We start from the raw sequence: 26,234 nt of genomic DNA on the forward strand, positions 1-26,234 counted from the left end.
GCCGCGCGATGCCGACCGCCCGCACGCCGCCAGTCCATCCCGACGCCGGCCCGCAGCACGCCGACCATTTCGCCGCGCTCGGCGAGTCGCCGCCGCCGCGCGCGCAGCGCATCGGCCGCGACGCGCTGGCCGGCGTGTCGATCGCGGGCCTGCTGATTCCCGAGGCGGTCGCCTACGCGGGGCTCGCGAACCTGCCGCCGCAGGCCGGCCTGATCGCGCTGCTGTCGGGGCTCGTCGTCTACGCGCTGACGGGCAGCAGCCGTTTCGCGATCGTGTCGTCGACGTCGTCGTCGGCCGCCGTGCTCGCGGCGACGGTGTTCGCCGAATCGGGCACGGGGCTCGCCGCGCAGCTCGCGCTCGCGGCCGCGCTCGTCGCGATGACGGGCGTGCTGTTCATCCTCGCGGGCGCGCTGCGGCTCGGCGGCATGTCGGATTTCGTCGCGCGGCCCGTGCTGCGCGGCTTCACGTTCGGGCTCGCGCTCACGATCGTCGTCAAGCAGCTGCCGAAGATCCTCGCGATCAAGGTGCAGCACAGCGATGCGCCGCGCGTCGCGTTCGACCTGATCGCGGGCGCCGCGCACGCGAATCTCGCGAGCGTCGCGCTCGGCGGCGGGGCACTCGCGCTGCTGTTCGCGCTCGGGCGCCGCTCGCGCGTGCCCGCGACGCTGGTCGTGATCGTGCTGTCGATCGCGGCCGGCTACGTGGTCGACTGGCAGCGCTACGGGATCGCGATCGTCGGCCACATCGACTTCCAGCACGTCGCGTTCGGGCTGCCGACCCTCGATCGCAACGCGTGGATGCAGACCACCGAACTCGCGTTCGCGCTGATGCTGATCCTTTACGCCGAATCGTACGGCTCGATCCGCAATTTCGCGCTGAAGCACGGCGACGGCGTGTCGCCGAACCGCGACCTCGTCGCGCTCGGCTGCGCGAATCTCGTGTCGGGGCTGCTGCACGGGATGCCGGTCGGCGCCGGCTATTCAGCGACTTCCGCGAACGAGGCGGCGGGCGCGCAGTCGCGCTTCGCCGGGCTGTGGGCGGCCGGCGTGATCGCGCTGATCGTCTGGCTGCTGCTGCCGCAACTGTCGCGCACGCCCGAGCCGGTGCTCGCGGCGATCGTGATCTTCGCGGTCAGCCATTCGCTGCATCCGTCGGTGTTCCGGCCGTACTGGACCTGGCATCGCGACCGGCTCGTCGTGATCGCCGCGCTGCTCGCGGTGCTGGTGCTCGGCGTGCTGCACGGGCTGCTCGCCGCGATCGGCGTGAGCCTGCTGCTGACGCTGCGCAAGCTGTCGGAGCCGAACGTGAGCGTGCTCGGCCGGCTGCGCGACAGTCACGACTTCGTCGACGTATCGATCCACGAGGACGCGAAGCCGGTGCCCGGCGTGCTGATCGCGCGGCCGGAGGCGCAGCTGTTCTTCGCGAATGCGGACCGGATGCTGAACCGCGTGCGCGCGCTCATGATGGCGGCGCCGGATACGCACACGGTGCTGTTGAGCCTCGAGGAGACGCCCGACGTCGACGGCACGACGATCGAGTCGCTGCGCACGTTCGCCGCGGAATGCGCGGCGCGCGGCCAGCGCTTGGCGATGGTGCGCCTCAAGCTGCATGCGCTGCACGCGCTGCATCGCGCGGCGGACGATACGCTGCGCGCCGACGCGATGTCCGAGCTGAGCGTCGACGAGAGCCTGCAGCAGCTGCAGGCGTCGGGCCGCACGGCGACGGCTGACGCCTGACGGCGTCAGCGCGCTTCACGCACGTCGAGCACGTCGAAGCGATACGCGATCTCGAGCGGCCGCGCCGGATCGAGCGTGACAGCGGTCGCCACGCCGCGAGCGTTGATCGGGTTCGGCGCGAGCGATGCCGCGCAACCCAGCTCGAATGCGCTCGCAACCGGCTCGACGCCGACGCAGAGATTGCGCCCGTTCCACGGCGCATGGGTCCTGCCGCGATTGCTGATCCACAGCAGCAGCGACGGCAGCACGGCGGCATCCCACGTCAGGCGGCAGGCCGTGCCGGCCACCTCGTCATGCAGCGTCACGCCGCCGTCGATCCCGCACAGCTGCACGATTTCCTCGGTCGCGTCCGCGAACGGCAGCCGGTCGAACGCGCGATGGCCGCCGTCGGCGAGCGGCACCCGGTCGAGGGTCTCGAACGTCGCGCCGGGGCGGCCGAGCGACACGCCGGGCTCCGGTCCGCCCGGATGCACGACGCCGAAGCGGAACGCGTCCGGCTCGATGCGAAACGCGCCCGCGAGCGCCGGCAGCGCGAGATTCGGATGCAGGCCGATGGGACGGCGCGCACCGGCGCGCGCATCGATCCGCAGCACGACGTCGAGCGCGGGGCGGTGCGGGTCGGCGCGGATCGTGCGCGTGAGCCGCGCGATCGGCGAGCCGGCCGGATAGTCGAGCGCGATCTCGATGTCGAGCGCGCCGCGCCGCACGCAGGTCCATTGGCCGATGCAGCCGTAGCCGTGCTGCAGGTCGTCGCTCGGGTCGAGCGGCGCGTCGTGCGCGGCGACGGGCGTCGCGACCGCGTCGCGCCAGCCGTCGGCGAGACCGTCCGCCGGCAGCCCGGCGTCCGCATACGGCACGCCGAACGGCACGCACGCGAATTCGCTGCGCATCACGCCGAGCAGGCCTTCGGGCCGGGGCGCGGGTTCGTCGAGCCACGGCGGCTCGTAAAACGGCCGGACGATGCGATCGCCGACGACGAACGCGACGCCGCCGAGCATGCCGCCTTGCGCATGCACGTCGAACGCGCCGTGCGCCCATTCGAGATGCCAGACAGATTCGGATTCCATGAGATCGTTGCGTGAATGCTGAGAGCGTTGAAGGCGGCGCGGCCGGTCAGTTTTCTTCCTCGCGCCAGCACGTGCCGTGCCGCGCGAGTAGCGCGCTCGCCGGCGCGGGGCCCCAACTGCCGGCCGCGTAAGGCTTCGGTGCGGGCGCGCGTTGCGCGGCGTCGGCGAGGATCGGCGCGACCCAGCGCCACGCGGCTTCCTGTTCGTCGCGGCGCACGAACAGCGCGAGGCGTCCCGCGATCACGTCGAGCAGCAGGCGCTGATAGGCTTCCATCCGGTTTTGCTGGAAGAAGCGGTCGAACGCGAGATCGAGGTGCACGCCCTGCAGCGACATGCCGAGCCCCGGCTGCTTCGCGAGCGTGCTGAGCCGGATCGCTTCGTCGGGCTGCAGGCGGATCGTCAGCCGGTTCGAGCCGGGCCGCAGCGCCGCGGCGCCGAGCGCCGAATGCGGCACCGGCCGGAAGTTGACGACGATCTCGGCCACGCGATCGGCAAGCCGCTTGCCGGTGCGCAGGAAGAACGGCACGCCGGCCCAGCGCCAGTTGTCGACCTCGGCCTTCAGCGCGATGAAGGTCTCGGTGGCGCTGTCGGCCGCGATGCCCGGCTCGTCCCGGTAGGCCGGCACGGCCACGCCGCGCACCGCGCCCGCGCGATACTGGCCGCGCACGACGCTGCGGGCAATGTCGTCGCCGGCGAGCGGCTTCAGCGCGCGCAGCACGCGCAGCTTCTCGTCGCGCACCGCATCCGCGTCCATCGATTGCGGCGGCTCCATCGCGATGATCGCGAGCAGTTGCAGCAGGTGGTTCTGCACCATGTCGCGCAGCGCGCCGGTCTGGTCGTAGAACGCGCCGCGCCCGCCGACGCCGAGTTCTTCCGCGACGGTGATCTGGATGTTCTCGATCCATTCGCGCCGCCACAGCGGCTCGAACATCACGTTGCCGAAGCGCAGCGCGAACAGGTTCTGCACCGCTTCCTTGCCGAGGTAGTGATCGATCCGGTAGATCTGCTCCTCGCTGAAGATCGTGCCGACCGCGTCGTTGATCGCGGCCGACGACGCGAGATCGTAGCCGAGCGGCTTTTCGAGCACGACGCGCGAAGACGGCGGCGCGAGGCCCGCCGCCGCGAGCGAGCGGCAGATCGGCACGAACAGCGACGGCCCGGTCGCGAGATAGAAGATGCGCCGGCCCGGCATCGGCTCGAGCGCGTCGCGCAGGCGCGCGAACGCGTCCGGGCGGCTCGCGTCGAGTTCGACGTAGGCGAGCCGCTCGACGAAGCCGCGCCATGACGCCGTGTCGAACGACGCGGCATCGACGTGCGGGCGCACGGACGCATCGACCCAGCGCAGGTAGCCGGCATGGTCGAACGGATTCTGCGCGACCGCGACGATGCGTCCGGCGCTCGCGAGCAGGCCGTCGCGATGCGCGGCGTACAGCGCCGGCAGGATCTTGCGCATCGCGAGGTCGCCGGTGCCGCCGAACAGCACGAACGCGAACGCGGACGGGTCGCGCGATGCGGATGCGTGGGCGGCGTTCATCGCGGCAGACTCGCGGCAATGCCCGACGCGTCGAGCCGTTCGGCCACTTCGGCGGCCGTCGGCGCATAGGCGCCCGGATGCGCGCACGCGACTGCCGCGCAGGCGGCCGCGTAGCGCAGGTGCTCGGCGGCCGGCGCGTCGGGGCGCATGAGCAGGCTCGCCATCCAGCCGCCGACGGTCGCGTCGCCGCAGCCGACGGTATCGGCGACCTCGGTCGGGAACGCCGGCTGGAACAGCGTGTCGCCGCCGTGGAACAGCTGCATGCCGGCCGCGCCGCGCGTGACGAGCACGGCCGCTTCGGGCGCCCACGCGCGCAGTTGCGCGATGGCGGCGGCCTCGTCGAGCTCGGGGAACAGGCCGAGCAGGTCTTCGTCGGACACCTTGATGGTGTCGGCGAGGCCCGCCAGCCGGCGCAGCGTCGCGCGATACGACGGATCGGCCATCGGCGCGCGGAAGTTCGGGTCGAACGAGATCCGCTTGCCGGCCGCGCGCGCGGCCTGCGCGATGTCGATGAGGCGCGATGCGAGCGGCTCGCGCACGACGCCGAGCGAGCCGACGTGCACGATGTCCGCCGCCTCCAGCGCGCCGGCGGGCAGGGCGGCCGGATCGAACGCGAGATCGGCGCTGTTCTCGCCGATGAAGAAGTAGTTCGGCGGCTGCTTCGACACGACCATCGCGAGCAACGGCGCGCGGTCGACCTGCCGGATGAAGCGCATGTCGAGTCCGGCTTCGGCGCTCTTGCGCATCAGCTCGTCGCCGAAGATGTCGCGGCTGACCGTGCCGGCGAAGCCGGTCGGCACGCCGAGCCGGGCGCCGACGCGCGCCACGTTCCAGCACGAGCCGCCGGCGACGCTGTGCCAGTGCTGCGCGTCGTCGCGGATGAAATCGGTCAGCGCTTCGCCGAATACGACCAGGCGGGGAAGGTTCGTCGTCATGTCTGGGCGTCACGCCGCGAGGTCGCGCCGTGCCTTGTTGCGGTTGTTCGGTTGACGGGAGCCGTCGTGCGGCCCGGCCGGCGCGGGCGCGGTGCGGCCCGCGCCCGCGCCGGGCGGGTCAGTGCGGCGCGCTCCAGCCCTTGTAGCTCTTCACGTTGTCGCGCGTGATGAGCGCAGGCTCGATCAGGATCATCGGATTGGCGGGCTTCTGGCCGTTCATGATCCCGTAGCCGACGTTCACGGCCTGCTGCGCCATCGCCCACGGGTCCTGGCTGGACGACGCCTGCACGAGCGTGTTGCTCTTGAGCGCGGTCTCGATGTCGGGCGCGCCGTCGACCGACGTGATCACGATGCCGGTGCGGTTCAGCTGCTTCGCGGCGAGATCGCTGCCGACGGCCTGCGGATCGTTGATCGTGAACACGCCGTCGAGCTTCGGAAAGCGCGTCAGGTAGCCCTGCATCGCGTTCATCCCGCCTTCGCGCGAGCCCTTGCCGTCCTGGTCGGCGGACAGCAGCTTGATGCCCGGATTCTTCGCGAGCACGGCCTTGCAGCCGTTCACGCGGTCGACCACCGCCGACACCTGCGGGCCGTTCTCGATGATCACGTTGCCCTTGCCGTTGAGTTTCTTCGCGAGGAAGTCGCACGCGAGCTCGCCGGCCTTCACGTTGTTGGTCTGCACGGTCGCGTTCGCGCCGGCCGCCGCGACGTCGACCGCGATCACCGTGATGCCGGCCGCCTGCGCCTTCTTCACCGCGGGCTCGATCGCCTTCGGGTCGGCCGCGTTGAGCAGGATCATGTCGACGTGCGCGGAGATGAAGTTGTCGATCTGCGTGAACTGCTTGTTCAGGTCGTAGTCGGCCGACACGGCCGTGACCTTCGCGCCCGGGTTGATCTGCTTCGCGCGCGCCTCGGCGCCTTTCGCGATCGTGACGAAGTACGGGTTGCCGAGCGAGCCGACCGTGATGCCGATCGACTTCAGCGGCTTGTCGGCCGCGTGCGCGGCGGCCGTCGCGAACGCGAGCGCGCAGGCGATGCCGGTCAGGACAGCTTGGGGCTTGAACATGTCGTTGTCTCCGTGAGGTCCGTTGGACGGCGGGCGCAGGAGGACCTGCCTGCGCCCCGATGGATGAAAGAGGGAACGTCAGGTGCGGGCCGAGTCGCGCTGGCGGTAGCGGTCGAGCGCGACCGCGCCGATGATCACGAGCCCCTTGATGATGTATTGCCAGATGTCGGACACGCCGAGCAGCACGAGCCCGTTGGTCAGCACCGCGATGATCAGCGCGCCGATCAGCGTGCCGACGATCGAGCCGACGCCGCCGACGAAGCTGGTGCCGCCGAGGATTACCGCGGCGATCGCGTCGAGTTCGTACGACTGGCCGAGCTGCAGGCCGTTGGCCGCATAGAGCCGCGCGGCCGACATCACCGCGCCGAGGCCGGCGAGCAGGCCCGACGCCGCATAGACGAACAACTGGATCGCGCGCACGTTGATGCCCGACAGGCGCGCGGCTTCCGGGTTGCCGCCGACCGAGTAGATCCGCATGCCGAGCACGGTGCGGCGCAGGATGAACCACGATGCGACGATCACCGCGCCGGCGATCACGACGAGCCACGGCACGCCGAGGATCGAGCCGTTGCCGATGAACGCGAACGGCAGTTGCGGATTGAAGATCGTCGTGTCGTTGCCGATCAGCCGCGCGACGCCGCGCACGGCGGTCAGCGCGCCGAGCGTGACGATGAACGGCGGCAGGCGCAGCAGCGCGATCAGCCCGCCGTTGACCGCGCCGAACACGAGGCCGACCGCGAGCGCGGCCGGCACGCCGAGCCAGCCCCAGTTCGGGATGTTCGACGCGAGCAGCGCGGCGACCGCCGCGGCGGCGAGCACGGAGCCGACCGACAGGTCGATGCCGCCCGTCAGGATCACGAACGTCATCCCGGCGGCGAGCACGATGTTGATCGATGCCTGCTGCGTGACGATCGACAGGTTCTGCAGCGTGAAGAAGCCGTCGGTCAGGAAGCCGAAGCCGACGCACAGGAGCAGCAGGACCGGCAGCATGCCGGCGGTGCGCATCAGCGCCTGCATGCGCGCGCGGTGCTCGCCGAGCCGCACCTGCGGCGCGCGCTCTTGTACCGGATGGGCCGGCGCGGAAGCGAGGTTCCGCTGCTTGGTCGGGTTGATCATTTCGGTAGCCTGAATGTAAGGTGAAAAATAAGCGGCGGCGCTCAGTGCACGATCGCCGGTTCCGTTTGCGAGCCGGTGGCGAGCGCGATGATCGCTTCCTGCGTGATCGGCGCGCCGGTGTAGCCGCCGAGTTCGCCGGCGATCTCGCCTTCGCGCATCACCAGCACGCGGTCGGCGACGCCGATGATTTCCGGCAGCTCGCTCGAGATCACGATCACGCCGACGCCCGCGCGGGCGAGCTCGTTGATGATCCGGTAGATCTCGGATTTCGCGCCGATGTCGACGCCGCGGGTCGGCTCGTCGAGAATCAGCACGCGCGGCTTCGTTTCGAGCAGGCGCGACAGCAGCACCTTCTGCTGGTTGCCGCCCGACAGCGCGCCGACGTTGACGTTCGCGTGCGGCACGCGGATCGACAGCGACGCGATCGCGTCGCGCGCACGCGTGGCGCCGCGCGCGAGGTCGAGCTTGCCGAGCCGGGCGTCGCGGCCGCACACCGAGATGTTGATGTTGTCGCGCACGCTCATGTCGAGGAACAGGCCCTGGCGCTTGCGGTCTTCGGTCAGGTAGACGAGGCCGGCGTCGATCGCGTCGCGCGGCGAGTGCGCGCCGAAGGTCCGCTCGTCGATCGTCACGTCGCCGCGCGTGCGCGGCTCCGCGCCGAAGATCAGCCGCGCGAGCTCGGTGCGGCCCGCGCCGACGAGCCCAGCGATGCCGAGCACTTCGCCCGCGTGCAGGTCGAGGCTGCAGCCGCGCACGCGGCCGCCGTCCGCGACGTCGCGCACCGACAGCAGCAGGTGCCCGCGGTCGTACGGCGCATGTTCCTTCTTGTAGAAGCCCGAGATGTCGCGGCCGACCATCATTCCGACCAGCCGCTCGGCCGACAGCGACGCGCGCTCGAGCGTGCCGACGTAGGCGCCGTCGCGCAGCACCGACACGCGGTCGGACAGCTCGTAGATTTCCGCCATCCGGTGGCTGATGTAGATGATCGCGAGGCCTTCCTCGCGCAGCTGGCGGATCAGCCGGAACAGGCGCTCGGTCTCGCGCGACGACAGCGGCGTCGTCGGCTCGTCCATCACGAGGATGCGTGCGCGCGTGTGGACGGCGCGCGCGATCTCGACCAGCTGCTGCTCGGCGATCGACAGCGTGCCGACCGGCGTGTCCGGCCCGAACGTCGCGCCGAGCCGCGTGAGCACGTCTCGGCAGCCGCGCGACATCGCCGCGCGGTCGATCGTGCCCCAGCGGCGGTTGCCGCGCCGCAGCTCGCGGCCGACGTAGATGTTCTCCGCGACCGTCAGGTTCGGCGCGAGGCACAGCTCCTGGTAGATCACCGCGACACCCGCGTCGCGCGCGGCGAGCGGCCCGTCGACGTCGATGCGCGCGCCGTCGATCAGGATCTCGCCGCCCGCGTCGGCCTGGTACGCGCCCGACAGGATCTTCATCAGCGTCGACTTGCCCGCGCCGTTCTCGCCCATCAGCGAATGGATCTCGCCCGGATAGACGGTCAGGCTCACGTTGTCGAGCGCGCGCACGGCCGGGAACGTCTTGCTGATCCCGCGCATCTCGAGCAGCGGACGGGGCGACTCAGATCGCGACATGGTTGACCTCCTGCGATTGCGCGCCTGCACCCTTGAGGATGCCGGCCCGCGGGGAGAAGTTGAAGAACATCGGCAGCGTCGCGGCGCCGATCGCGCCGGCGTCCGCGCCGAACGTGCCGCGCACCAGCGTCGGCGTGCCGCGCGCCTCCGGCGCGGTCGCGACGAGGGCGGCGCGCAGGCGGGTCGTCACCGCGTCGATCAGGCCGGCGTCGGTGTCGGCGTCGAGCACGACGAACGGCGCGTCGATGACGCACAGCACGGCGCGCAGCGCCGGCGCGAGCGCATCGACGCAATCGTCGATCCATTCGTCGACGGCGGGCAGGCCGCGCGCGATGCACGCCTCGAGGTCGGCGCGGTTGTCGACGCGCTCGCCGCCGTGGCGCAGGTGGCGCACCAGCGCGTGCAGCGATGCGCGCGCGAGCAGGATGTCCCACGGGCCGCGCGGCGGCGGCGCCGACGGCAGGCGGCTCGGCGGCACCGGCATCACGCCGATGTCGCCCGCGTTGCCGGTGACGCCGCGCAGGCAGTCGCCGTCGATCGCGATTCCGCCGCCGATCGCGGGCCCGATGAACAGATAGATGAAATCGTCCTGCTGGCGGCCGAAGCCGTAGAACAGTTCGGCGATCGCGGCCGCGTTGCCGTCGTTCTCGCCGAACACCGGCAGCGCCAGCGCGCGCCCGAGCTCGCTCGCGAAATCGACGTCTTCCCACGGGCGGAACGTGTCGGGCGCGAGGCCGAGCTCGCGCATCCAGCTGCCGAGGTTGTACGGCTGCGCGACGCCGATGCCCGTCAGGCGCTCGCGCTCGTGCGCGGGGAGCAGGGCCTGCATCGTGGCGATGTCGCGCCGGACGATCTCGAGGACCTCGGCGGGCGGCGGCAGCAGGGTGTCGTGCGAGACGCGGCCGAGCACGTCGCCGGCGAAGTTGACGAGCGCCGTCTCGATGCGCATCCGGTCGAGGTGGACGCCGATGCCGAACGCGCCGCGCGGGTCGAGCCGGATCAGCGACGCGGGCTGGCCGCGCTGGCCTTCGACGCGGCGGCCGGTGAATTCGATCAGCTTCGCGTCGACGAGCGACGTGATGATGCTGCCGACGGCCGTGCCGGTCATGTTCGCAAGACGGGCGAGATCGGCCTTCGACGCGCTGCCCGCGCGACGCAGGGTCTTCAGCAGCAGGCGCTCGTTGTAACGGCGCACGTTGGCTGAATTGCTGCCCTGGCCGATGTGCGGGCTTCGCATGGCGTCTCCTTCCATGGCGCCGGTGTCCGGCGCATTAAATAAATCACGTTGATTTATTTAACCGCGAGGCGGTCGGCGTGTCAGCCTAGGGAAATCCCGGGCATGGGGAGGGCGCGGCGGCGACAGGAAACTGCGTGGGGAAGATCGGCCCGTACGCGAAGATGGCGCGAGACGGTGTGCGAGATGAAGGAGGCCGGCATGCAGCCGGTTTTTCAGGGGGAGAGGGGCTAGGACAAAGAGCGCGCAGGCGCTTTGCTTCCTGGGCCAGAAATGAAAAAGGCCGGCTAGAAGCCGACCTTTTTGAAAACAGATGGTGCCCAGGAGAGGACTCGAACCTCCACGATGTTGCCACCGCTAGGACCTGAACCTAGTGCGTCTACCAATTCCGCCACCTGGGCACGTTTCGCTTGATGCTGCATTCGCGAAAGACCGCAATTATAGAGCAGTTGCGAAGGCTGTCAACAGATTTTTTGCACCCGCTCAAAAAACCTCGGCGTGCGCGTCGGAAGACGTCGCGCGTTCGGCGAGCGTCACGTAGTCGCCCGACACCGTGCGCTCGACACGCGCGTCGACGCGGTATGCGCGTCGCAGGTTCGCGGGCGTCAGCACGTCGGCGACGCCGCCATCGGCCACCACGCCTTCATGGCCGAGCAGCACGAGACGATCGCAGAAGCGGGCCGCGAGATTCAGGTCGTGCATCGCGACGAGCGCAATCGCGCCGCGCCGCGTGACCGCATCCCGCATGGCCTCCAGCGCGAGCAGCTGCCAGCGCAGGTCGAGCGCGCTCGTCGGCTCGTCCAGCAGGAGCAGCGGCGTGTCGCGCACCAGCACCTGCGCGAGCCCGACCATCTGGCGCTGTCCGCCCGACAGCCGGTCGAGCGGCGTCGTCGCGAGCGCATGCAGGTTCAACTGCGCGAACACGCGTTCGAGGCGGGCATCCTGCCCGTCGGCCGACAAGCCGCCGCAGGTCGCGCGCAGCGCGCCGCGCACCGCCTCGTAGACGAGCAGCGACGTCGGCTGCGGCAGCGTCTGCGGCAGGTAGCCGACGCGGCGCATGTGGTCGCGGCGCGCGCCGCGCAGCAGGTCGTGCCGGTCGAGCGTCGCGGCGCCGCGCGCGGCGACGAGGCGGGCGAGCGCGCGCAGCAGCGTCGATTTGCCCACGCCGTTCGGGCCGAGCAGCGCGACGGCGCTGCCGGGCGGCACCGGCCGCAGCGACAGCCGCGCGAGGATCGTGCGCGCGCCGTATGCGACGTCGAGCCCGTCGATGCGCAGCGCGTGTGGCAGCTTATCCATCGAGCCTCCTGCGGCGGCTGATCAGCGTCATGAAGAGCGGCACGCCGACGAGCGCGGTGATGATGCCGATCGGCAGCACGACGCCGTCGACGAGCGTCTTGCTGAGCACCGACGCGGCCGACAGCATGATCGCGCCGGCGAGCGCCGCGCCGGGCAGGTAGTGGCGGTGGTCGTCGCCGACGAGCAGCCGCGCGACGTGCGGGCCGACCAGGCCGACGAAGCCGATCGTGCCGACGAACGACAGCGCGGTCGCCGACAGCAGGCTGATGCGCACGAGCGTGACGAGCCGCAGCCGCTCGACCGCAATGCCCATGCTGCGGGCCTGTTCCTCGCCGGCGCGCAGCGCGGTCATCGACGCGACGCCCGGCGCGCTCCACAGCATGCCGGCGGCGAGCACGCACGCGAGGATCGCGATCTTGCTCCAGGTCGCCCGCGCGAGGCTGCCCATGCTCCAGAACACGATCTGCTGGAGCGCGTTCGCATCGGCGATGAACTGCAGCAGCCACAGCAGCGCCTCGAAGCTGAACATCAGGCCGATGCCGAACAGCACGACGGTTTCGGTCGTCGCGCCGTGCCGCCACGCGAGCCAGACGATCAGGAGCGTCGCGGACAGCGCGCAGCCGAACGCGCCGAGCGACAGCGCGAGGTTTTCGTTCCACAGCACGAGGTGCCAGCCGGAGATCACGACCAGCGACGCGCCGACGCTCCCCGCCGCGGCGATGCCGAGCGTGAACGGGCTCGCGAGCGGGTTGTTCAGCACGGTCTGCATCTCGGCGCCGGCGAGCCCGAGCGCCGCGCCGACCAGCACCGCCATCAGCGCGTAGGGCAGGCGCACGTTCCACAGGATCACGCGCTGTTCGAGCGGCAGCGCGTCCGGACGGAACAGCCCGGTCACGATATCCGCGACCGGGAACGACGACGGGCCGGTCGCGATGTCGACGATCAGCAGCGCGACGAGCACGCAGGCCAGCATCGCGAGCGCGCCGACGCGCCGCGCGGCGATTGCCCGGTAGCGGACCCGCAGCGACGCGGACGGGACGGGGGCGGCTGCGCTCATGCGGCATCCTCGCGCTGGACCGGCGCGCACGCGACGCGCACCGCGAGCGCGGCGCTCGGCATCACGACGCCGCCGTGATCCTCGCCGTCGATCAGCCGGAACGTCGCGGCGAGACCGGGGCGGCGGCCCACGCGCTGCACGAAGTCGCGGGCCGAGCTGACCTGCTTGCGCGCCTGCTGCCGGCGCATGCGCTCGGGGTCCGGGTTCGGCGCGCCTTCCTCGAGGCTGCCCGCGGTCACGACGACGCGCAGCGCCGGGTCGAGCGGCGCCGCCTGCGCGGCGAATCGGTCGGCATACGGCAGCAGCGCGCGCTCGCCCCACCAGATCGACGGGCTCGCGGCGACGTAGCGCCGGAACAGGTGCGGGCGCGTCAGCAGCGCATACAGCGTCAGCAGGCCGCCGTACGAGTGGCCGAACAGCGTCTGCCGGCCGGCGTCGATCGGCCACTGGCGCGCGAGCCACGGCTGCACGTCGTGCTCGATGAAGTCGAGAAAGCGGTCCGCGGCGAGACCCTGTCCGTCCGGCAGCGGCGCGAGCGTGTAGTCGTCGGCGCGCGCCTGCATGTCGTACGGCGCGTCGGTCGGATAGCCGATGCCGATCACGATCGGCGCGGGTTCGCGCGCGGCGTCGGGCCGCGCCGCGCGATTGCGCGCGAGCGGCGCGGCGAGCGGGAACAGCGCGTTGCCGTCGAGCACGACCAGCACCGGATGCGGCCCGCTCGCCGAGCGCTCGGCCGGCAGCGCGACGAACAGGCGCCGGCTTCGGCCGGCGACCGTCACGTCGAACTGGCGGCTGGCGGGGAGCCGGACGGGCGGCGCGTCGGCGGCGGCCGGCCATGCCGACGCATGCGACACCTTTGATGCGGCGCCGGCGCACGCGCCGCGGGTCGCGAGCGCGCCCGCGAGGCCGGCGAACAGCAGGCCGCGACGCATGGGAAGCACGGGGGAGGGATGCCCGCTCATTTCACGATCCTTCCTGAATCCAGTACTCGCCGTTCAGCGCAACCGGCTGGAAGCGGCGCACCATCGTGTCGAACGTGCGACGCGGATCGAGATCCGCGAACAGGTCCGGATGCAGCCACTTCGCCATCGCCTGCACCGCGACGACATTGAACGGCGAGTTGTAGAAGTGATGCCAGATCGCATACGCGCGACGTTCGCGCACCGCGCGCAGCGGCGCGATCGTCGGGCGCTGGAGCGCGCGGTCGAACGAGCGCACGGCCGCGTCCCGCGACACGCCGGCGCCGAGCGCGATGCGCTGCGGCGCGCTTTGCAGCGTGGAGGCCGCGCCGATCCCGGTGCCGATGTAGAAATCGGGCTGGCGGCTCAGCAGGTATTCCGGGTTCAGCGTGCCGTGCTCGCCCGGCACGCGGCCCTTCGCGACGTTGTCGCCGCCGGCCGCGTCGAGCAGCTTGCCGAGCATGCCCGTCATCGTTTCGCAGCAGTCGCTCGACAGGCCGACGCGGCTTTCGAGGAACACCGTCGGCGCGGCGGGGCGGGCCGTCTTCAGGCGGGTGCGGACGAGGTCGAGCTGTTCCTGCCAGGACGCGTTGAAGTCGGCCGCGCGTTGCGGCGCGCCGAACACCTGGCCGAGCACCGCGATGCTGCGTGGCGTGTTGACGAGCGGATCGTGGCGAAAATCGACGAACACGATCGCGACGCCCGCGGCTTCGAGCCGCGCCAGCGTCTCGCGATCGCGCTCGCCGGGCCCGTGGCCGCCGCCGAGCCCGAAGATCGCGACCTGCGGCCGCAGCGCGAGCGCGCGCTCGTCGCTGAAGCTGCCGGCCTGCGAGCGTCCGATGCGCGGGACGTCCTTCAGCCGCGGAAAGCGTGCGAGCCATTGCGCGTAGCTCGTCGGATCGAGCTGCTCGAAGTCGCCCATCATGCCGACGAGGCGGCGCGCCGGATCGCCGGCGTCGACGATCGCGAGCGCCGGCAGCAGCCGTCCTTCGCCGAGCAGCACGCGCTCGACGCGCGCGGGAATCCGCACCTGCCGGCCGGCGAGGTCGGTGACGGTCGTCGTGTCCGCATGCGCGGCGTGCATCAAGAGCCAGCCGCACAGCCAGACGCCGAGCGTGGCCCACATTCCGCTTGTCTTTCTCACGCTACTCCCGATACGATATAAATGAGAACAATTCTCATTTAATTGTAACCGAGAGACGGGGCCGGAGCGGACGCTGTCCGTTTGACCGAACGACTGAATAGTTTGCGCGAGCACCGACCGCGCACGGGGGTATCCGAGATGACTGCATGGGCGCCAGGCGCTTTCCCTTCCGATTGCCATCGACACGACGCGCACGTTGCGCGGGTCCGCGAAGTGCGGCCGGGCCTGCGCGTGCATGCGGACGACGCGACCGACGAGTTCGACGCGGTGATGTCGGGCCAGTGCACGCCGGGCCTGCATCTCGTACTGCTGCTGGAAGGGGCGCTCGACGTGTCGTACGGCGACCGGCGCGTGCTGCTGACGACGGACGGCCGCAGCGCGTGCCGCGACGCCGCGGCCCGGCCCAATGCGACCCGATCGAGCGCGGCGCGGCCGCATGTGCGGATGCAGTCGTTCCTGCTCAATGCGCTGCAGCCCGACACGTTCCGCCGCCGGCTGAGCAAGGGCGGCTATGCGCGGCGGCTCAGCCTCGCGATGTCCGACGAATGGCTCGCGCATCTGCAGGCCGCGAGCCGCGCGGCATTGCCGGAGCGGCTCGATTCGATGCTGTCCGCGCATCTCGCGATCCGTTTCTGGCAACCGACGCCGCGCGCGACCGCGCTCGCCGAGCAGATCGTGCGGCCGCCGTCCTACCAGCCGATGCTGCAGGCGATCTACCTCGAAAGCCGCGTGCTCGAACTGCTCGCCGAGGCGTTCGCGCCGCTCGAGGCGGAGGCGGCGCAGGCGTCGGATGCGGCGCTCGGCTCGCGCGACTATCGGCGGATGGCGGAACTGCGCGCGTTTCTCGCGAGCGACGCCGCGCAGGACCTGTCGCTCGACGACATCGCGCGCCACGCCGGAATGAGCGCGAACGCGATGCAGCGCCAGTTCCGCGCCGCATACGGCACGACGGTGTTCGACTTCATTCGCGAGCATCACCTGCAGCGCGCGCGGCTCGCGCTCGAGCGCGACGCGGTGAGCGTCAAGCAGGCCGCGGCGCTCGCCGGCTACACGAGCGCCGCGAATTTCGCGACCGCGTACAAGCGCCGCTTCGGCGTGACGCCGACGCTCGCGCGGCGCAGCGATCGACGCTGACCGGTGCTGATCGGTGCCGATCCGCGTCGCGGCGGCGCTCAAACAAGATCGAAGCTTTCGCAAAGATTTCAGCGCATGACAGGTTCCATAATGCAAATGAGAATCAATCACATTGTGGAGCAGCGAAAGCGTCATCATGTCGAGTCACGTTGCGAAGTTTGCGTTGAAGCCGGCCGTGGTCGCCGGCCTGTATCTGATGGGGGTATCCTGCGCGTGGGCGCAGCAGACGCCTGACAAGCAGGGCGATGCTGCCGCGTCGGCTGCGTCCGGCGATCCGGCGGCGATGAAGGAAATCGTCGTGACGGCGAGCCGCCGCGAGCAGGCGATCAAGGAGGCGCCCGCCAGCATCTCGGTGATCACCCGCGACGAGATCGAGGCGAAGCCCTACACGTCGGTCGCCGAGATCGTCGGCAAGGTCGAGGGCGTGAGCGTCGTCGGCGGGTCGCCGAACGACCAGGACATCTCGATTCGCGGAATGCCCGGCGAATACACGCTGTTCCTCGTCGACGGCCGCCGGCAGAACACCCGCGAAACGATGAACCGCGGCACCGCGGGCGTGCAGTCCAACCTGCTGCCGCCGCTTTCCGCGATCGAGCGGATCGAGGTCGTGCGCGGGCCGATGTCGTCGCTGTACGGCGCGGACGCGATGGGCGGCGTGGTCAACGTGATCACGCGCAAGGTGCCGAAGCGCTGGGGCGGCACGCTCACCGCGAGCAGCGTGTGGCAGCTCGAGTCGAACCAGGGCGATACGCAGAGCGTGGATTTCTGGCTCGGCGGCCCGCTGAAGTCCGACGTGCTCGGACTGCAGGTATCCGGGCGCCTGCTGCACCGGGGCGAGGACAGCCTCTACTACCCGGCGAGCGGGGCCAGCGGCGCGAACGGGCAGCGCATCGGCAGCTTCGACGTGAAGCTCGCCGCGAAGCCGACCCGCGACCAGGACATCAGCGTGAACGTCGGCCGCGAACAGCTCACCTATCTCAGCACGCCGGGCAAGAGCGAGGCGCCGCTCACGCCGCGCACCGCGACCTCCGCGATCACCGAGACGCGCCACGTGCGCGACTACTGGGGCATCACGCACGACGGCCGCTGGGGCTTCGGCAACACGACGCTGTCGCTGTACGGCGAGCGCGGCGTGCAGGACCAGTGGACGCCGGTGGGGCGCTCGCCGGTGAAGCCCGCGCTGACGGATACGATCCTCGAGGGCAAGGTCGAGGTGCCTTGGTGGGGCGAGCGCAACATCCTGACCGTCGGCGGCCAGCATATCTGGTCGCGGCTGTCGGGCGTCGGCAGCCAGGACGCGGTGCCGAAGGGCCACGCGATCAATTCGGACCGCATCTCGCGCAACGCCTGGGCGCTGTTCGGCGAGAACGAGTACTTCTTCAACGACCGCTTCACGCTGACGACCGGCGTGCGGCTCGATCACGACGAGCGCTACGGCAGCCACGTGAGCCCGCGCGTCTACGGCGTGTACAAGCTCACCCAGGCGTGGACGGTGCGCGGCGGCGTGTCGACCGGCTTCCGGCCGCCGTCGCTGCGCCAGAGCACGGGTGGCTACTGCATGACGTCGGGCGGCGCGGCGGGGGCGGTGCCCGGCACGCTGTGCGGCAACCCGGACCTGAAGCCCGAGACCAGCGTGACCGAGGAGCTCGGCGTGCGCTACGACATGGGCGACACGTACGCGGGCCTGACGCTGTTCAACAACCTGTTCAGGAACAAGGTCACGAGCTACGACACGGGCGTAGCCGACCCGCGCTCGCCGGGCCGCAACATCTACAAGTACGACAACATCGACCGGGTCAAGCTGTACGGGCTCGAGCTCGGCGCGGGCACGCGCGTGACGCGCACGGTGAGGGTGTCGGGCGCGTACACGCTGACGCAGTCGCGCCGCGAAGGCAACGGCGAGAAGGCCTTCAACGGCGGCTCGCTCGACGGCCAGCCGCTCGACAAGACACCGAAGCACAAATTCAACGTGCAGGTCGACTGGGCGCCAACGCCGAAGCTCGACCTGTATGCGACGGCCAACTACATCGGCAGCGAATACTGGGCGGCGTTCCGCAACGGCGCGCAGGGCGTGCGCGAGCGGCCGTCGACGACGACCTTCGACCTCGGCGGCCGGTACCGGATCGACAAGCGCTTCTCGGTCAATTTCGCGGTGCTGAACGTGACCAACAAGATGGTTCCGGTCGACGACCGCACCCGCGCGAACGGCCTGAGCGGCAACTGGCTCGTCGACCAGGGCCGCCGCATCGCGGTGAGCGTCACGGCCGAAATGTGAAGGCGCGGCCGGCGCCGCACCGACATGCCGCCGGCCCATTCAATCTGGAGGTCAATCTCATGAACATGGTTTCCCGTCCCGCGACACTATTGGCACCCCGAAACATCTGGGAGGTCTATCGTCCCGACACGCCGCTGTTTCTCGCGACGCCGGCCCATGCGCTGCTCGCGACCGACGCGGCGGATACTGTCCCGCACGCCGATGCGCCGCTCGCGTCGCGCGTCGCGGATGCGCTGCGCGACGCCCGCGCGAATGGGCACGCCGGCGCGGCGGTCGTCGGCGCGGTGCCGTTCGACGTCGAGGCGCCCGCCGCGCTGAGGGTTGCGCGCACGCTGCTGCGCGCCGGCCCGCTCGGTGCGCTGCGCGCCCCGGCGCTCGCCGCGACGCGCCATGCGACGCGCGCGGTGCCGTCGGCGGACGTCTACGGGAACGCGGTCGCGCAGGCCGCCGCCCGCATCCGCGCGGGCGAGCTCGCCAAGGTCGTGCTGGCGCGCACGCTCGAGATCACCGGCGAACGGCCGGTCGACGTCGCGCCGCTGGTCGCACGGCTCGCGGCCCGCAATCCGCATGGCTATACGTTCTCCGTCGACCTGGGCGCCGGCCGCACGCTGCTCGGCGCGAGCCCGGAGCTGCTCGTGAGCCGTTTCGGCGGCATCGTGCGCGCCAATCCGCTCGCGGGCTCGGCGCCGCGCAGCCCCGATCCGGTCGAGGATCGCCGCCGCGCGGACGCGCTGCTCGCATCCGTGAAGGATCGCGACGAGCATCGGGTCGTCGTCGACGCGGTGCGCGACGCGCTCGCGCCGTTGTGCCGGCATCTCGACGTGCCCGTGCGTCCGTCGCTGATCCACACCGAGACGATGTGGCACCTGTCCACCGAAGTGCGCGGCGAAACCGACGCCGACGCGCTGACGCTCGCGCTTGCGCTGCATCCGACGCCGGCCGTCTGCGGCGCGCCGCGCGCGGCCGCCCGTGCGTGCATTCGCGACGCGGAGCCGTTCGATCGCGGCTTCTACGCGGGGATGCTCGGCTGGGTCGATACGCAAGGCGACGGCGAATGGGTGGTGACGATTCGTTGCGCGGAGGCACACGATCGCACGCTGAGGCTCTACGCGGGCGCGGGCGTCGTCGGCGAATCGACGCCCGAAGGCGAGTGCGCGGAGACCGCCGCGAAATTCCGGACGATGCTCGACGCGCTCGGCGTGAGCCACGACGTCGCGCCGGAGGCCGCATGATGCGCGCGCACGGCACGCCGTGGCCGGACGCGTTCGCCGACGCGTACCGTGCAAAAGGCTACTGGCGCGGGCAATCGTTCGCGCAATGGCTCGACGAGCGCGTCGCGCGGCATGGCGAGCGCATCGCGCTCGTGCAGGACGACATCCGCTGGTCGTATCGCACGCTCGCCGACGAAGCGGCGCGTGTCGCCCGCGCGTTGACCGCGCGCGGCATCGCGCCGGGCGAGCGCGTCGTCGTGCAGTTGCCGAACTGCGTCGCGTTCTTCGCGGTGACGTTCGCGCTGTTCCGGCTCGGCGCGCTGCCGGTGTTCGCGCTGCCTGCGCATCGGCGGCGCGAAATCGGCTTCTTTTGCCGGCACGCGCAGGCGGTCGCGTACGTCGCGGCCGAGCGGCACGACGGTTTCGATTACCGGGCGCTCGCGCGCGACGTGCAGGCCGACGCGCCGACGCTGCGGCACCTGCTGTTCACGGCGCCCGGCAACGCGAACCTCGCGCTGGCCGACGCGCCGGCGCACGTCGCGCTGCCGCCTGAACCGGCCGCGGGCGAGGTCGCGTTCCTGCAACTGTCGGGCGGCAGCACCGGCACGCCGAAGCTGATCCCGCGCACCCACGACGACTACCTGTACAGCGTGCGCGAAAGCGCGCGCATCTGCGCTCTGAGCGAGCGCAGCGTCTATCTGGCCGCGCTGCCGGCCGCGCACAACTACGCGCTCAGCTCGCCGGGCTCGTTCGGCGTGCTGCACGCGGGCGGCACGGTCGTGCTGTGCGACGGCGCGAGCCCGGATGTCGCGTTCCCGCTGATCGAGCGCGAGCGCGTGACGGTCGTCGCGCTCGTGCCGCCGCTGGTGCCGGTGTGGCTCGCAGCCGTGGCGCGGCGGCGGGAGGCGCTCGCGAGCCTCGAGCTCGTGCAGGTCGGCGGCGCGCGCTTCGACCCGGCGCTCGCGGCCCGCGCGGCGGACGGTTTCGGCGCGCAGCTGCAGCAGGTGTTCGGGATGGCCGAAGGGCTCGTCAACTACACGCGGCTCGACGATCCGCGCGAGCTGGTGACCGGCACGCAGGGGCGGCCGATCTCGCCGGACGACGAGATCCGCATCGTCGACGACGACGACCGTCCGGTCGCGCCGGGCGAGGTCGGCCATCTGCTCACGCGCGGCCCGTACACGATCCGCGGCTACTACGAGGCGCATGCGCACAACGCGCGCGCATTCACCGCGGACGGCTTCTATCGCACCGGCGATCGCGTGCGGGTCACGGCCACCGGGCATCTGATCGTCGAAGGGCGCGCGAAGGACCAGGTCAACCGCGGCGGCGAGAAGATTCCCGCCGAGGAGATCGAGCACCTGCTGCTCGCGCACCCGGGCGTCGTCGATGCGGCGCTCGTGCCGATGCCCGATCCGTATCTCGGCGAGCGCAGTTGCGCCTACGTGATCCGCGGCACGCCTGCGCCGGGCGCGGCGGAACTGATCCGGTTCGTGCGCGAGCAGGGCGTCGCCGCGTTCAAGGTGCCGGACCGGATCGAATTCGTCGACGTATTCCCGAAGACACCCGTCGGCAAGATCGACAAGCGCGCGCTGCGCGAGCGCATCGCGGCGCAGTTGAGCGCGGCGGCATGACCCAAGCGCGGGCGGCACGCATCGCCCGGGCATCGATATTTTCAACAGCACTCCATCATGGCCATTCCGAAGATTCCTTCCTACCCGATGCCGGCCGAGCTGCCGGCGAACCGCGTGACGTGGGGTTTCGAGCCGCAACGCGCCGCGTTGCTCGTGCACGACATGCAGGACTACTTCCTCGATTTCTACGATCGCGACGCGGCGCCCGTGCCGGCGCTGCTGGCGAACGTGCGGCGCCTGATCGACTTCGCGCACGCGAGCGGGATGCCGGTCTGCTACACCGCGCAATCCGCGGCGCAGACGCCCGAGCAGCGCGCGCTGCTGACCGACATGTGGGGGCCCGGGCTCACCGCGCAGCCGTCGCGCGAAGCGATCTGCGACGCGCTCGCGCCGGCGCCGGGTGACACCGTGCTCGACAAGTGGCGCTACAGCGCATTCCAGCGCTCGGATCTCGACGTCCTGTTGAAAGAGCAGGGGCGCGACCAGCTCGTGATCTGCGGGATCTACGCGCACATCGGCTGCCTGATGACCGCGTGCGACGCGTTCATGCGGGACATCCGGCCGTTCTTCGTCGCCGATGCGCTCGCGGACTTCTCCGAGCGCGAGCACCGGATGGCGCTCGACTACGTGGCGGGGCGCTGCGGCAAGGTCGCGACCACCGGCGAGCTGGTCGGCGCGGCCGCGGGCGACGGCGCGCCGAGCGCGCCCGCGACGCTCGCGCAGATCACCGCGCAGGTCGCGCACAGCCTGCGGGTGCCGGTCGCCGATCTGCGCGCGGGCGACAACCTGCTCGACTGCGGGCTCGATTCGGTGCGCCTGATGATGCTCGTGGAAACCTGGCGGGCCGCCGGACACGACGTCACGTTCGTGCAGCTCGCGGAGCAGCCGACGCTCGACGCGTGGGCGCACCTGCTGCAGCGCCCGGCGCAGGTGGCCGCATGACGGCGCGCCCGATCCCGGACGCGCAGCCGGCGCCGTTCGTCAGCACCGCCGAGCTCTCGTTGCCGCAGGCCGACCGCGTGCTGTTCAAGCTCTGCAAGCACTACGCGATCAAGGTGCCGGTCGTGTTCGACGAACACCGCGCGACGGTCGATTTCCCGTACGGCGTCTGCCGGATGGCGCGCACCGACGACGTGCTGAGCCTGCGCTGCGAGGCCGACGCCGCGGACAAGCTCGAACAGATCCAGTACGTGATGGACGAGCATCTGGCGCTGATGTCGCGCAATCCGCAGCTCGTCGTCGCGTGGCGCCGCGCGTGACGCGCGCGACCCGTTTCCCGTTCAACGATTTCTCGTGGCAAGCCCCTTCATGCAACTCGAAGACCGACCGATGCGCGCAACGTCCGCGCAATACGGAATCTGGGTCGCGCAGCAGGTCGATCCGGACGATCCGGGTTACCTGACCGCCGAGACGATCGAACTCGACGGCCCGCTCGACGTCGCGGCGCTGACCGACAGCGTCGAGACGGTGCTCGATCACGCGGATACGCTGCACATGCGCTTCGCGTGGACCGACGATGCGCTGTGGCAGCAACGCGTGTCGCCATGCGCGCGGCTGCCGCTCGTCGATTTCGCCGCGGAACCCGATCCCGCACGGGCCGCGCGCGCATGGATGCGAGCGTCGCTGTCGATCAGCTGCGACGTGACGGCCGATCCGCTGTACCGCACCGCGCTGCTGCGGCTGTCGCCGACGCGGCACTGGTGGTATCTGCAGGTTCACCACATCGCGCTCGACGGTTTCGGCTACAGCCTGCTCCAGCAGGCGGTCGCCGCCCGCTACAACGCCCGCGTCGCGGGCGCGGCGCCGCCGGCGCTGCCGGACTGGCGCGTCGATCGCGTCGTCGACGCGGAGGCGCGCTACCGCGCGAGCGGCGGATTCGACGCCGATCGCGCGTTCTGGCGCGCGCATCTGCATGACGTGCCGGCGCCGCTCGTCCTCGCGCCGCAGCAGGAGGTCGGCGCGGACGCGTTGCGCGAGACGCTCGCGCTCGACGGCGCGCGCGTGCATGCGCTGCGCGAAGCCGCCGAGCGGCTCGACGTCGACTGGAACGCGTGGCTGCTGTGCGCGATCGGCATCTGGCTCGCGAAGCAGGGCGGCCAGCGCGACCTGACGCTCGGCCTGCCGGTGATGAACCGTCTCGGCACGCCGGCGCTCGGCGTGCCGTGCATGGCGATGAACATCGTGCCGTTGCGCGTGCACGTCGACGCCGACCGGTCGCCGCGCGCGCTCGCGGCCGAGACGGCCGGGCGGCTGCGCGCGATCCGTCCGCACCTGTACTACCGGTACGGCTGGATTCGCGGCGACCTCGGCCTGCTGGAGAGCAACGCGTTCCTGTTCAACCAGGCAGTCAACGTGATGCCGTTCGAGCGGCAGGTCGCGTTCGACGGGCTCGCGAGCGATACGTGCGCGGTCAGCGGCGGCCCCGTGAAGGACTTGAACGTGACGGTCGCGGTGCGCGCCGGCGCGTGGCACGTCACGCTCGAGGGCAATCCGAACGCCTACGACGCGACGCAGCTCGCCGCGTATGCGCGCAGCCTCGCGCGCTGGCTGGACGCGTTTGCCGGGCACGCGCCGGACGCGCCGGTGGCGCCGCTGCTCGGCGATCTGCCGCCGCCGTCGATCCTGCGCGGCGCGCCGCTCGCCGGGCCATACCCCGACGTGCTCGCGCGCGTCGCCCGCATCGCGCGGGAAGCGCCGACGCGCACCGCGATCGAGGCGGGCGCGCGCCGTATCGACTACTGCACGCTGCTCGCCGACGTCGATGCGCTTGCGGCGGCGCTCGCCCGACATGGCGTGACGCGCGGCTGCCGCGTGGCGCTCGCCGCGCCGCGCGCGCCGGACGTGATCGCGGCGATGCTCGCGGTGCTGCAGGCCGGCGCGGTGCTCGTCCCGCTCGACCCGGACGGCCCGCCGCAGCGGACCGCGGCGATGCTCGCCGACGCCGCGCCCGCGCTCGTGATCACGCGCGGCGCGTATCGCGCGTGCGCGGGCGGCCTGCCGACGCTGGATCTCGACGCGCATCGCGCGCCCGCGGCACGCGGCGTGGGCGATGGAGTCGACGCTGCACGGCATGCCGACGCCGGCCAGCCCGCATACCTGCTCTACACGTCCGGTTCGACGGGCCGCCCGAACGGCGTGCTGGTCGGGCGCGGCGCGCTTGCGCAGTTCGTCGCGAGCACGCGCGCGCTCTATCGCGTCGGGCCCGACGACAAGGTGCTGCAGTTCGCGCCGCTGCACTTCGACGCGAGCTTCGAGGAGATCTTCGTCACGCTGTGCGGCGGCGCGACGCTCGTTCTGCGCGACGACGCGATGCTCGACTCCGTCGACACGTTCGTGGCCGACGTCGAGCGGCGCGGCATCACGGTGCTCGATCTGCCCACCGCGTACTGGCATGTGCTCGCGCATGCGCTCGACGCGCGCCACGCGGAGCAGCTTCGACACGTGCGCCTGACCATCATCGGCGGCGAGGCGGCGCTGCCCGAGCGGATCCGGCGCTGGCGCGAGCGGCTGCCGGATCAGGCGTTGCTGAACACCTATGGGCCGACCGAAGCGACGATCATCGCGACCGCCGCGTGCGTCGGCGGTCCGGGCGCGGTCTGGCAGGACGGCGAGCCGGTGCCGATCGGCACGCCGCGCGCGGGCGTCGATGCGCGGATCGTCGACGCACGCGGGTATCCGGTCGCAGCGGGCGGCTCGGGCGAACTCGTGCTGAGCGGCGATGCGCTCGCGCTCGCGTATCTCGACAATCCGGCGCTGACGGCGGAGCGCTTCGTGACGCTGCCCGGCAGCGGCGTTCGCGCATACCGCACCGGCGATCTCGCGACGCTGCGCGACGGCCGGCTCTGCTTCGACGGCCGCATCGATCATCAGGTGAAGATCAGCGGCGTGCGCATCGACCCGCGCGAGATCGAGGACTGGCTGCTGCGCTCGCCGGACGTGCGCGAGGCGGCGGTCGTCGCACTGCGCAGCGATGCGGGCGCGACGACGCTCGCGGCGTTCGTCGCCGGGACCGACGACGTCGCCGCGCTGCGCGCGCGGCTGGCCGACGCGCTGCCGGCCGCCGCGGTTCCCGATGCGTGGCGCGTGCTCGACGGCCTGCCGCGCAACGCGAACGGCAAGACCGACCGCAACGCGCTGCTGCGGCTCGCCGCGCAACGGGATGCGGCGCCGGACGACGATGCGCAGGCCGGCGAACTGGCGCGGTGCGTGATGCGCATCTGGCGCGAGGTGCTGGGCGAGGTCGCGCTCACGCCGGCGTCCAATTTCTTCGACGTCGGCGGGAAGTCGCTGCAGGCGATCCAGGCGAGCGCACGGCTCGCGACCGAGCTCAAGCGCGACGTGCCGGTGTCGATGCTGTTCCGGCATGCGACGGTCGACGCGCTGGCGGCCGCGCTGCAAGCGCCGCGCGCGTACCGGCCGCGCACCGCGCACGACGCGTTCGCGCCGCATCTCGCGATCCACGCGGGGCGGGCCGGCGACGCGCGGCTCATCTGTATCCATCCGGCCGACGGCCTCGCATGGAGCTATCTGCGGCTCGCCGCGCATCTGCCGGATGTCGCGCTCGACGGCCTGCAACTGTCGGTCGAGGACACCCGGCGCGCCGCGGACTTCGACGCGCTCGTCGCCACCTACGTGCGGCGCGTGCGCGCGCTGCAGCCGGACGGGCCGTACCACCTGCTCGGCTGGTCGCTCGGCGGCGCGCTCGCGCACGCGGTCGCCGCGGCGCTTGCGCGCGACGGCCAGGCGGTCGGCCTGCTCGCGCTGATGGACAGCTATCCGGCGTCCGCATGGGCGGCGCAGCCGCAGCCGGCGCCGGGCGACGCGCTGCGCATCCTGCTCACGGTGAACGGCGACTTCGACACGGCCGATCTGTCCGACGACGCGCTGCGCCAGCGGCTGTTGCGGGCGAACAGCCCGTTCGCGGCGCTCGGCGCGGCGGGGCTCGATGCGTTCGCCGACGCGACGCTGCGGCAGATGCACCTGTTCCGCGCGGCGCGCACGCCGCGCTACGACGGCGCGCTGCTGCTGTTCAACGCTGCGCGCAAGCGGCCGGGCCTGCCGGTGCCCGACAGCTGGCACGCCCATCTGGCGGCCGACGCATTGACGTGCGTCGCGCTCGACTGTTCGCACGACGGGATGTCCGATCCCGAACCGATGGCGGCGATCGGCGCCGCGCTGGCGGACCGGCTCGCCGCGGCGACCGTCGCCGGCTCTTCTTGAGGAATTCGAATCGATGAATGCACA

19 protein-coding genes and 1 tRNA gene are annotated in these 26,234 nt (G+C 71.5%); 8 read left to right on the forward strand and 12 right to left on the reverse strand.

What is annotated here, in order from left to right; translation table 11 throughout:
• The first annotated feature begins 8 nt into the window (after positions 1 to 8).
• Positions 9 to 1,736: a SulP family inorganic anion transporter gene (locus KY49_RS06420; RefSeq protein ID WP_042583846.1), complete on the forward strand. Its 1,728-nt coding sequence runs from the start codon at positions 9 to 11 to the stop codon at positions 1,734 to 1,736.
• A gap of 5 nt (positions 1,737 to 1,741) precedes the next feature.
• Here KY49_RS06420 and KY49_RS06425 read toward each other — a convergent pair whose 3' ends face one another.
• From KY49_RS06425 to KY49_RS06480, 12 genes are all read right to left on the reverse strand, one after another.
• Complete coding sequence (locus KY49_RS06425; protein ID WP_042583847.1) at positions 1,742 to 2,803, reverse strand: hypothetical protein; 1,062 nt, start codon at positions 2,801 to 2,803, stop codon at positions 1,742 to 1,744.
• A gap of 46 nt (positions 2,804 to 2,849) precedes the next feature.
• On the reverse strand, positions 2,850 to 4,337 hold the full coding sequence (zwf, locus tag KY49_RS06430; RefSeq protein ID WP_042583848.1) for a glucose-6-phosphate dehydrogenase: 1,488 nt from the start codon (positions 4,335 to 4,337) through the stop codon (positions 2,850 to 2,852).
• Entirely contained in the window at positions 4,334 to 5,272 is a 939-nt protein-coding gene (locus KY49_RS06435; protein ID WP_042583849.1) for a carbohydrate kinase family protein, read from the reverse strand. The genes zwf and KY49_RS06435 overlap by 4 nt, the downstream gene beginning before the upstream one ends.
• A 118-nt stretch (positions 5,273 to 5,390) precedes the next feature.
• Positions 5,391 to 6,335, reverse strand: coding sequence for an ABC transporter substrate-binding protein (locus KY49_RS06440; protein ID WP_010088973.1), 945 nt, complete (start codon positions 6,333 to 6,335; stop codon positions 5,391 to 5,393).
• Between the two features lie 78 nt (positions 6,336 to 6,413).
• A complete protein-coding gene (locus KY49_RS06445; protein WP_042583850.1) occupies positions 6,414 to 7,451 on the reverse strand; it encodes an ABC transporter permease subunit in 1,038 nt (345 codons plus the stop codon).
• Between the two features lie 41 nt (positions 7,452 to 7,492).
• Positions 7,493 to 9,046, reverse strand: a complete 1,554-nt coding sequence (locus KY49_RS06450; RefSeq protein ID WP_042583851.1) for a sugar ABC transporter ATP-binding protein — start codon at positions 9,044 to 9,046, stop codon at positions 7,493 to 7,495.
• Positions 9,033 to 10,283, reverse strand: a complete 1,251-nt coding sequence (locus KY49_RS06455; RefSeq protein ID WP_042583852.1) for an ROK family protein — start codon at positions 10,281 to 10,283, stop codon at positions 9,033 to 9,035. Before KY49_RS06455 ends, KY49_RS06450 begins: the two co-directional genes overlap by 14 nt.
• A 311-nt stretch (positions 10,284 to 10,594) precedes the next feature.
• Positions 10,595 to 10,681 (reverse strand) — tRNA-Leu (locus tag KY49_RS06460).
• Positions 10,682 to 10,763: 82 nt separating this feature from the next.
• On the reverse strand, positions 10,764 to 11,576 hold the full coding sequence (locus KY49_RS06465) for an ABC transporter ATP-binding protein (RefSeq protein ID WP_042583853.1): 813 nt from the start codon (positions 11,574 to 11,576) through the stop codon (positions 10,764 to 10,766).
• Positions 11,569 to 12,633: a FecCD family ABC transporter permease gene (locus KY49_RS06470; RefSeq protein WP_042583854.1), complete on the reverse strand. Its 1,065-nt coding sequence runs from the start codon at positions 12,631 to 12,633 to the stop codon at positions 11,569 to 11,571. Before KY49_RS06470 ends, KY49_RS06465 begins: the two co-directional genes overlap by 8 nt.
• Positions 12,630 to 13,595, reverse strand: a complete 966-nt coding sequence (locus KY49_RS06475) for an alpha/beta hydrolase (RefSeq protein ID WP_230380773.1) — start codon at positions 13,593 to 13,595, stop codon at positions 12,630 to 12,632. Before KY49_RS06475 ends, KY49_RS06470 begins: the two co-directional genes overlap by 4 nt.
• A 1-nt stretch (position 13,596) precedes the next feature.
• Positions 13,597 to 14,718: an ABC transporter substrate-binding protein gene (locus KY49_RS06480; RefSeq protein WP_042583855.1), complete on the reverse strand. Its 1,122-nt coding sequence runs from the start codon at positions 14,716 to 14,718 to the stop codon at positions 13,597 to 13,599.
• Positions 14,719 to 14,949: 231 nt separating this feature from the next.
• Between KY49_RS06480 and KY49_RS06485 the strand changes: the two genes are divergently transcribed.
• The 7 genes from KY49_RS06485 to KY49_RS06515 all read left to right on the forward strand — a co-directional run bounded on the left by KY49_RS06485 (position 14,950) and on the right by KY49_RS06515 (position 26,210).
• On the forward strand, positions 14,950 to 15,870 hold the full coding sequence (locus tag KY49_RS06485) for a helix-turn-helix transcriptional regulator (protein WP_080402377.1): 921 nt from the start codon (positions 14,950 to 14,952) through the stop codon (positions 15,868 to 15,870).
• A 136-nt stretch (positions 15,871 to 16,006) separates the two neighbouring features.
• Entirely contained in the window at positions 16,007 to 18,145 is a 2,139-nt protein-coding gene (locus tag KY49_RS06490) for a TonB-dependent receptor domain-containing protein (RefSeq protein ID WP_042584585.1), read from the forward strand.
• A 59-nt stretch (positions 18,146 to 18,204) separates the two neighbouring features.
• Entirely contained in the window at positions 18,205 to 19,377 is a 1,173-nt protein-coding gene (locus tag KY49_RS06495; RefSeq protein WP_042583857.1) for an isochorismate synthase, read from the forward strand.
• A complete protein-coding gene (locus KY49_RS06500) occupies positions 19,377 to 20,990 on the forward strand; it encodes a (2,3-dihydroxybenzoyl)adenylate synthase (RefSeq protein WP_042584586.1) in 1,614 nt (537 codons plus the stop codon). Before KY49_RS06495 ends, KY49_RS06500 begins: the two co-directional genes overlap by 1 nt.
• A gap of 57 nt (positions 20,991 to 21,047) precedes the next feature.
• Complete coding sequence (locus KY49_RS06505; protein ID WP_143136340.1) at positions 21,048 to 21,932, forward strand: isochorismatase family protein; 885 nt, start codon at positions 21,048 to 21,050, stop codon at positions 21,930 to 21,932.
• Entirely contained in the window at positions 21,929 to 22,249 is a 321-nt protein-coding gene (locus KY49_RS06510) for a DUF2218 domain-containing protein (RefSeq protein WP_042583858.1), read from the forward strand. The genes KY49_RS06505 and KY49_RS06510 overlap by 4 nt, the downstream gene beginning before the upstream one ends.
• 70 nt (positions 22,250 to 22,319) lie before the next feature.
• Entirely contained in the window at positions 22,320 to 26,210 is a 3,891-nt protein-coding gene (locus tag KY49_RS06515) for a non-ribosomal peptide synthetase (RefSeq protein ID WP_231636344.1), read from the forward strand.
• Positions 26,211 to 26,234: the final 24 nt, after the last annotated feature.

Origin of the sequence: Burkholderia sp. MSHR3999, from assembly GCF_000833595.1 — a bacterium.
GTDB classification, from domain to species: Bacteria; Pseudomonadota; Gammaproteobacteria; order Burkholderiales; family Burkholderiaceae; genus Burkholderia; species Burkholderia ubonensis.

Coding starts and splice junctions, on each gene's coding strand:
- KY49_RS06420 (WP_042583846.1), top strand. CDS start 9: ATGCCGACCGCCCGCACGCCGCCAGTCCATCCCGACGCCGGCCCGCAG.
- KY49_RS06425 (WP_042583847.1), bottom strand. CDS start 2,803: ATGGAATCCGAATCTGTCTGGCATCTCGAATGGGCGCACGGCGCGTTC.
- zwf (WP_042583848.1), bottom strand. CDS start 4,337: ATGAACGCCGCCCACGCATCCGCATCGCGCGACCCGTCCGCGTTCGCG.
- KY49_RS06435 (WP_042583849.1), bottom strand. CDS start 5,272: ATGACGACGAACCTTCCCCGCCTGGTCGTATTCGGCGAAGCGCTGACC.
- KY49_RS06440 (WP_010088973.1), bottom strand. CDS start 6,335: ATGTTCAAGCCCCAAGCTGTCCTGACCGGCATCGCCTGCGCGCTCGCG.
- KY49_RS06445 (WP_042583850.1), bottom strand. CDS start 7,451: ATGATCAACCCGACCAAGCAGCGGAACCTCGCTTCCGCGCCGGCCCAT.
- KY49_RS06450 (WP_042583851.1), bottom strand. CDS start 9,046: ATGTCGCGATCTGAGTCGCCCCGTCCGCTGCTCGAGATGCGCGGGATC.
- KY49_RS06455 (WP_042583852.1), bottom strand. CDS start 10,283: ATGCGAAGCCCGCACATCGGCCAGGGCAGCAATTCAGCCAACGTGCGC.
- KY49_RS06465 (WP_042583853.1), bottom strand. CDS start 11,576: ATGGATAAGCTGCCACACGCGCTGCGCATCGACGGGCTCGACGTCGCA.
- KY49_RS06470 (WP_042583854.1), bottom strand. CDS start 12,633: ATGAGCGCAGCCGCCCCCGTCCCGTCCGCGTCGCTGCGGGTCCGCTAC.
- KY49_RS06475 (WP_230380773.1), bottom strand. CDS start 13,595: ATGAGCGGGCATCCCTCCCCCGTGCTTCCCATGCGTCGCGGCCTGCTG.
- KY49_RS06480 (WP_042583855.1), bottom strand. CDS start 14,718: ATGTGGGCCACGCTCGGCGTCTGGCTGTGCGGCTGGCTCTTGATGCAC.
- KY49_RS06490 (WP_042584585.1), top strand. CDS start 16,007: ATGTCGAGTCACGTTGCGAAGTTTGCGTTGAAGCCGGCCGTGGTCGCC.
- KY49_RS06495 (WP_042583857.1), top strand. CDS start 18,205: ATGAACATGGTTTCCCGTCCCGCGACACTATTGGCACCCCGAAACATC.
- KY49_RS06500 (WP_042584586.1), top strand. CDS start 19,377: ATGCGCGCGCACGGCACGCCGTGGCCGGACGCGTTCGCCGACGCGTAC.
- KY49_RS06505 (WP_143136340.1), top strand. CDS start 21,048: ATGGCCATTCCGAAGATTCCTTCCTACCCGATGCCGGCCGAGCTGCCG.
- KY49_RS06510 (WP_042583858.1), top strand. CDS start 21,929: ATGACGGCGCGCCCGATCCCGGACGCGCAGCCGGCGCCGTTCGTCAGC.
- KY49_RS06515 (WP_231636344.1), top strand. CDS start 22,320: ATGCGCGCAACGTCCGCGCAATACGGAATCTGGGTCGCGCAGCAGGTC.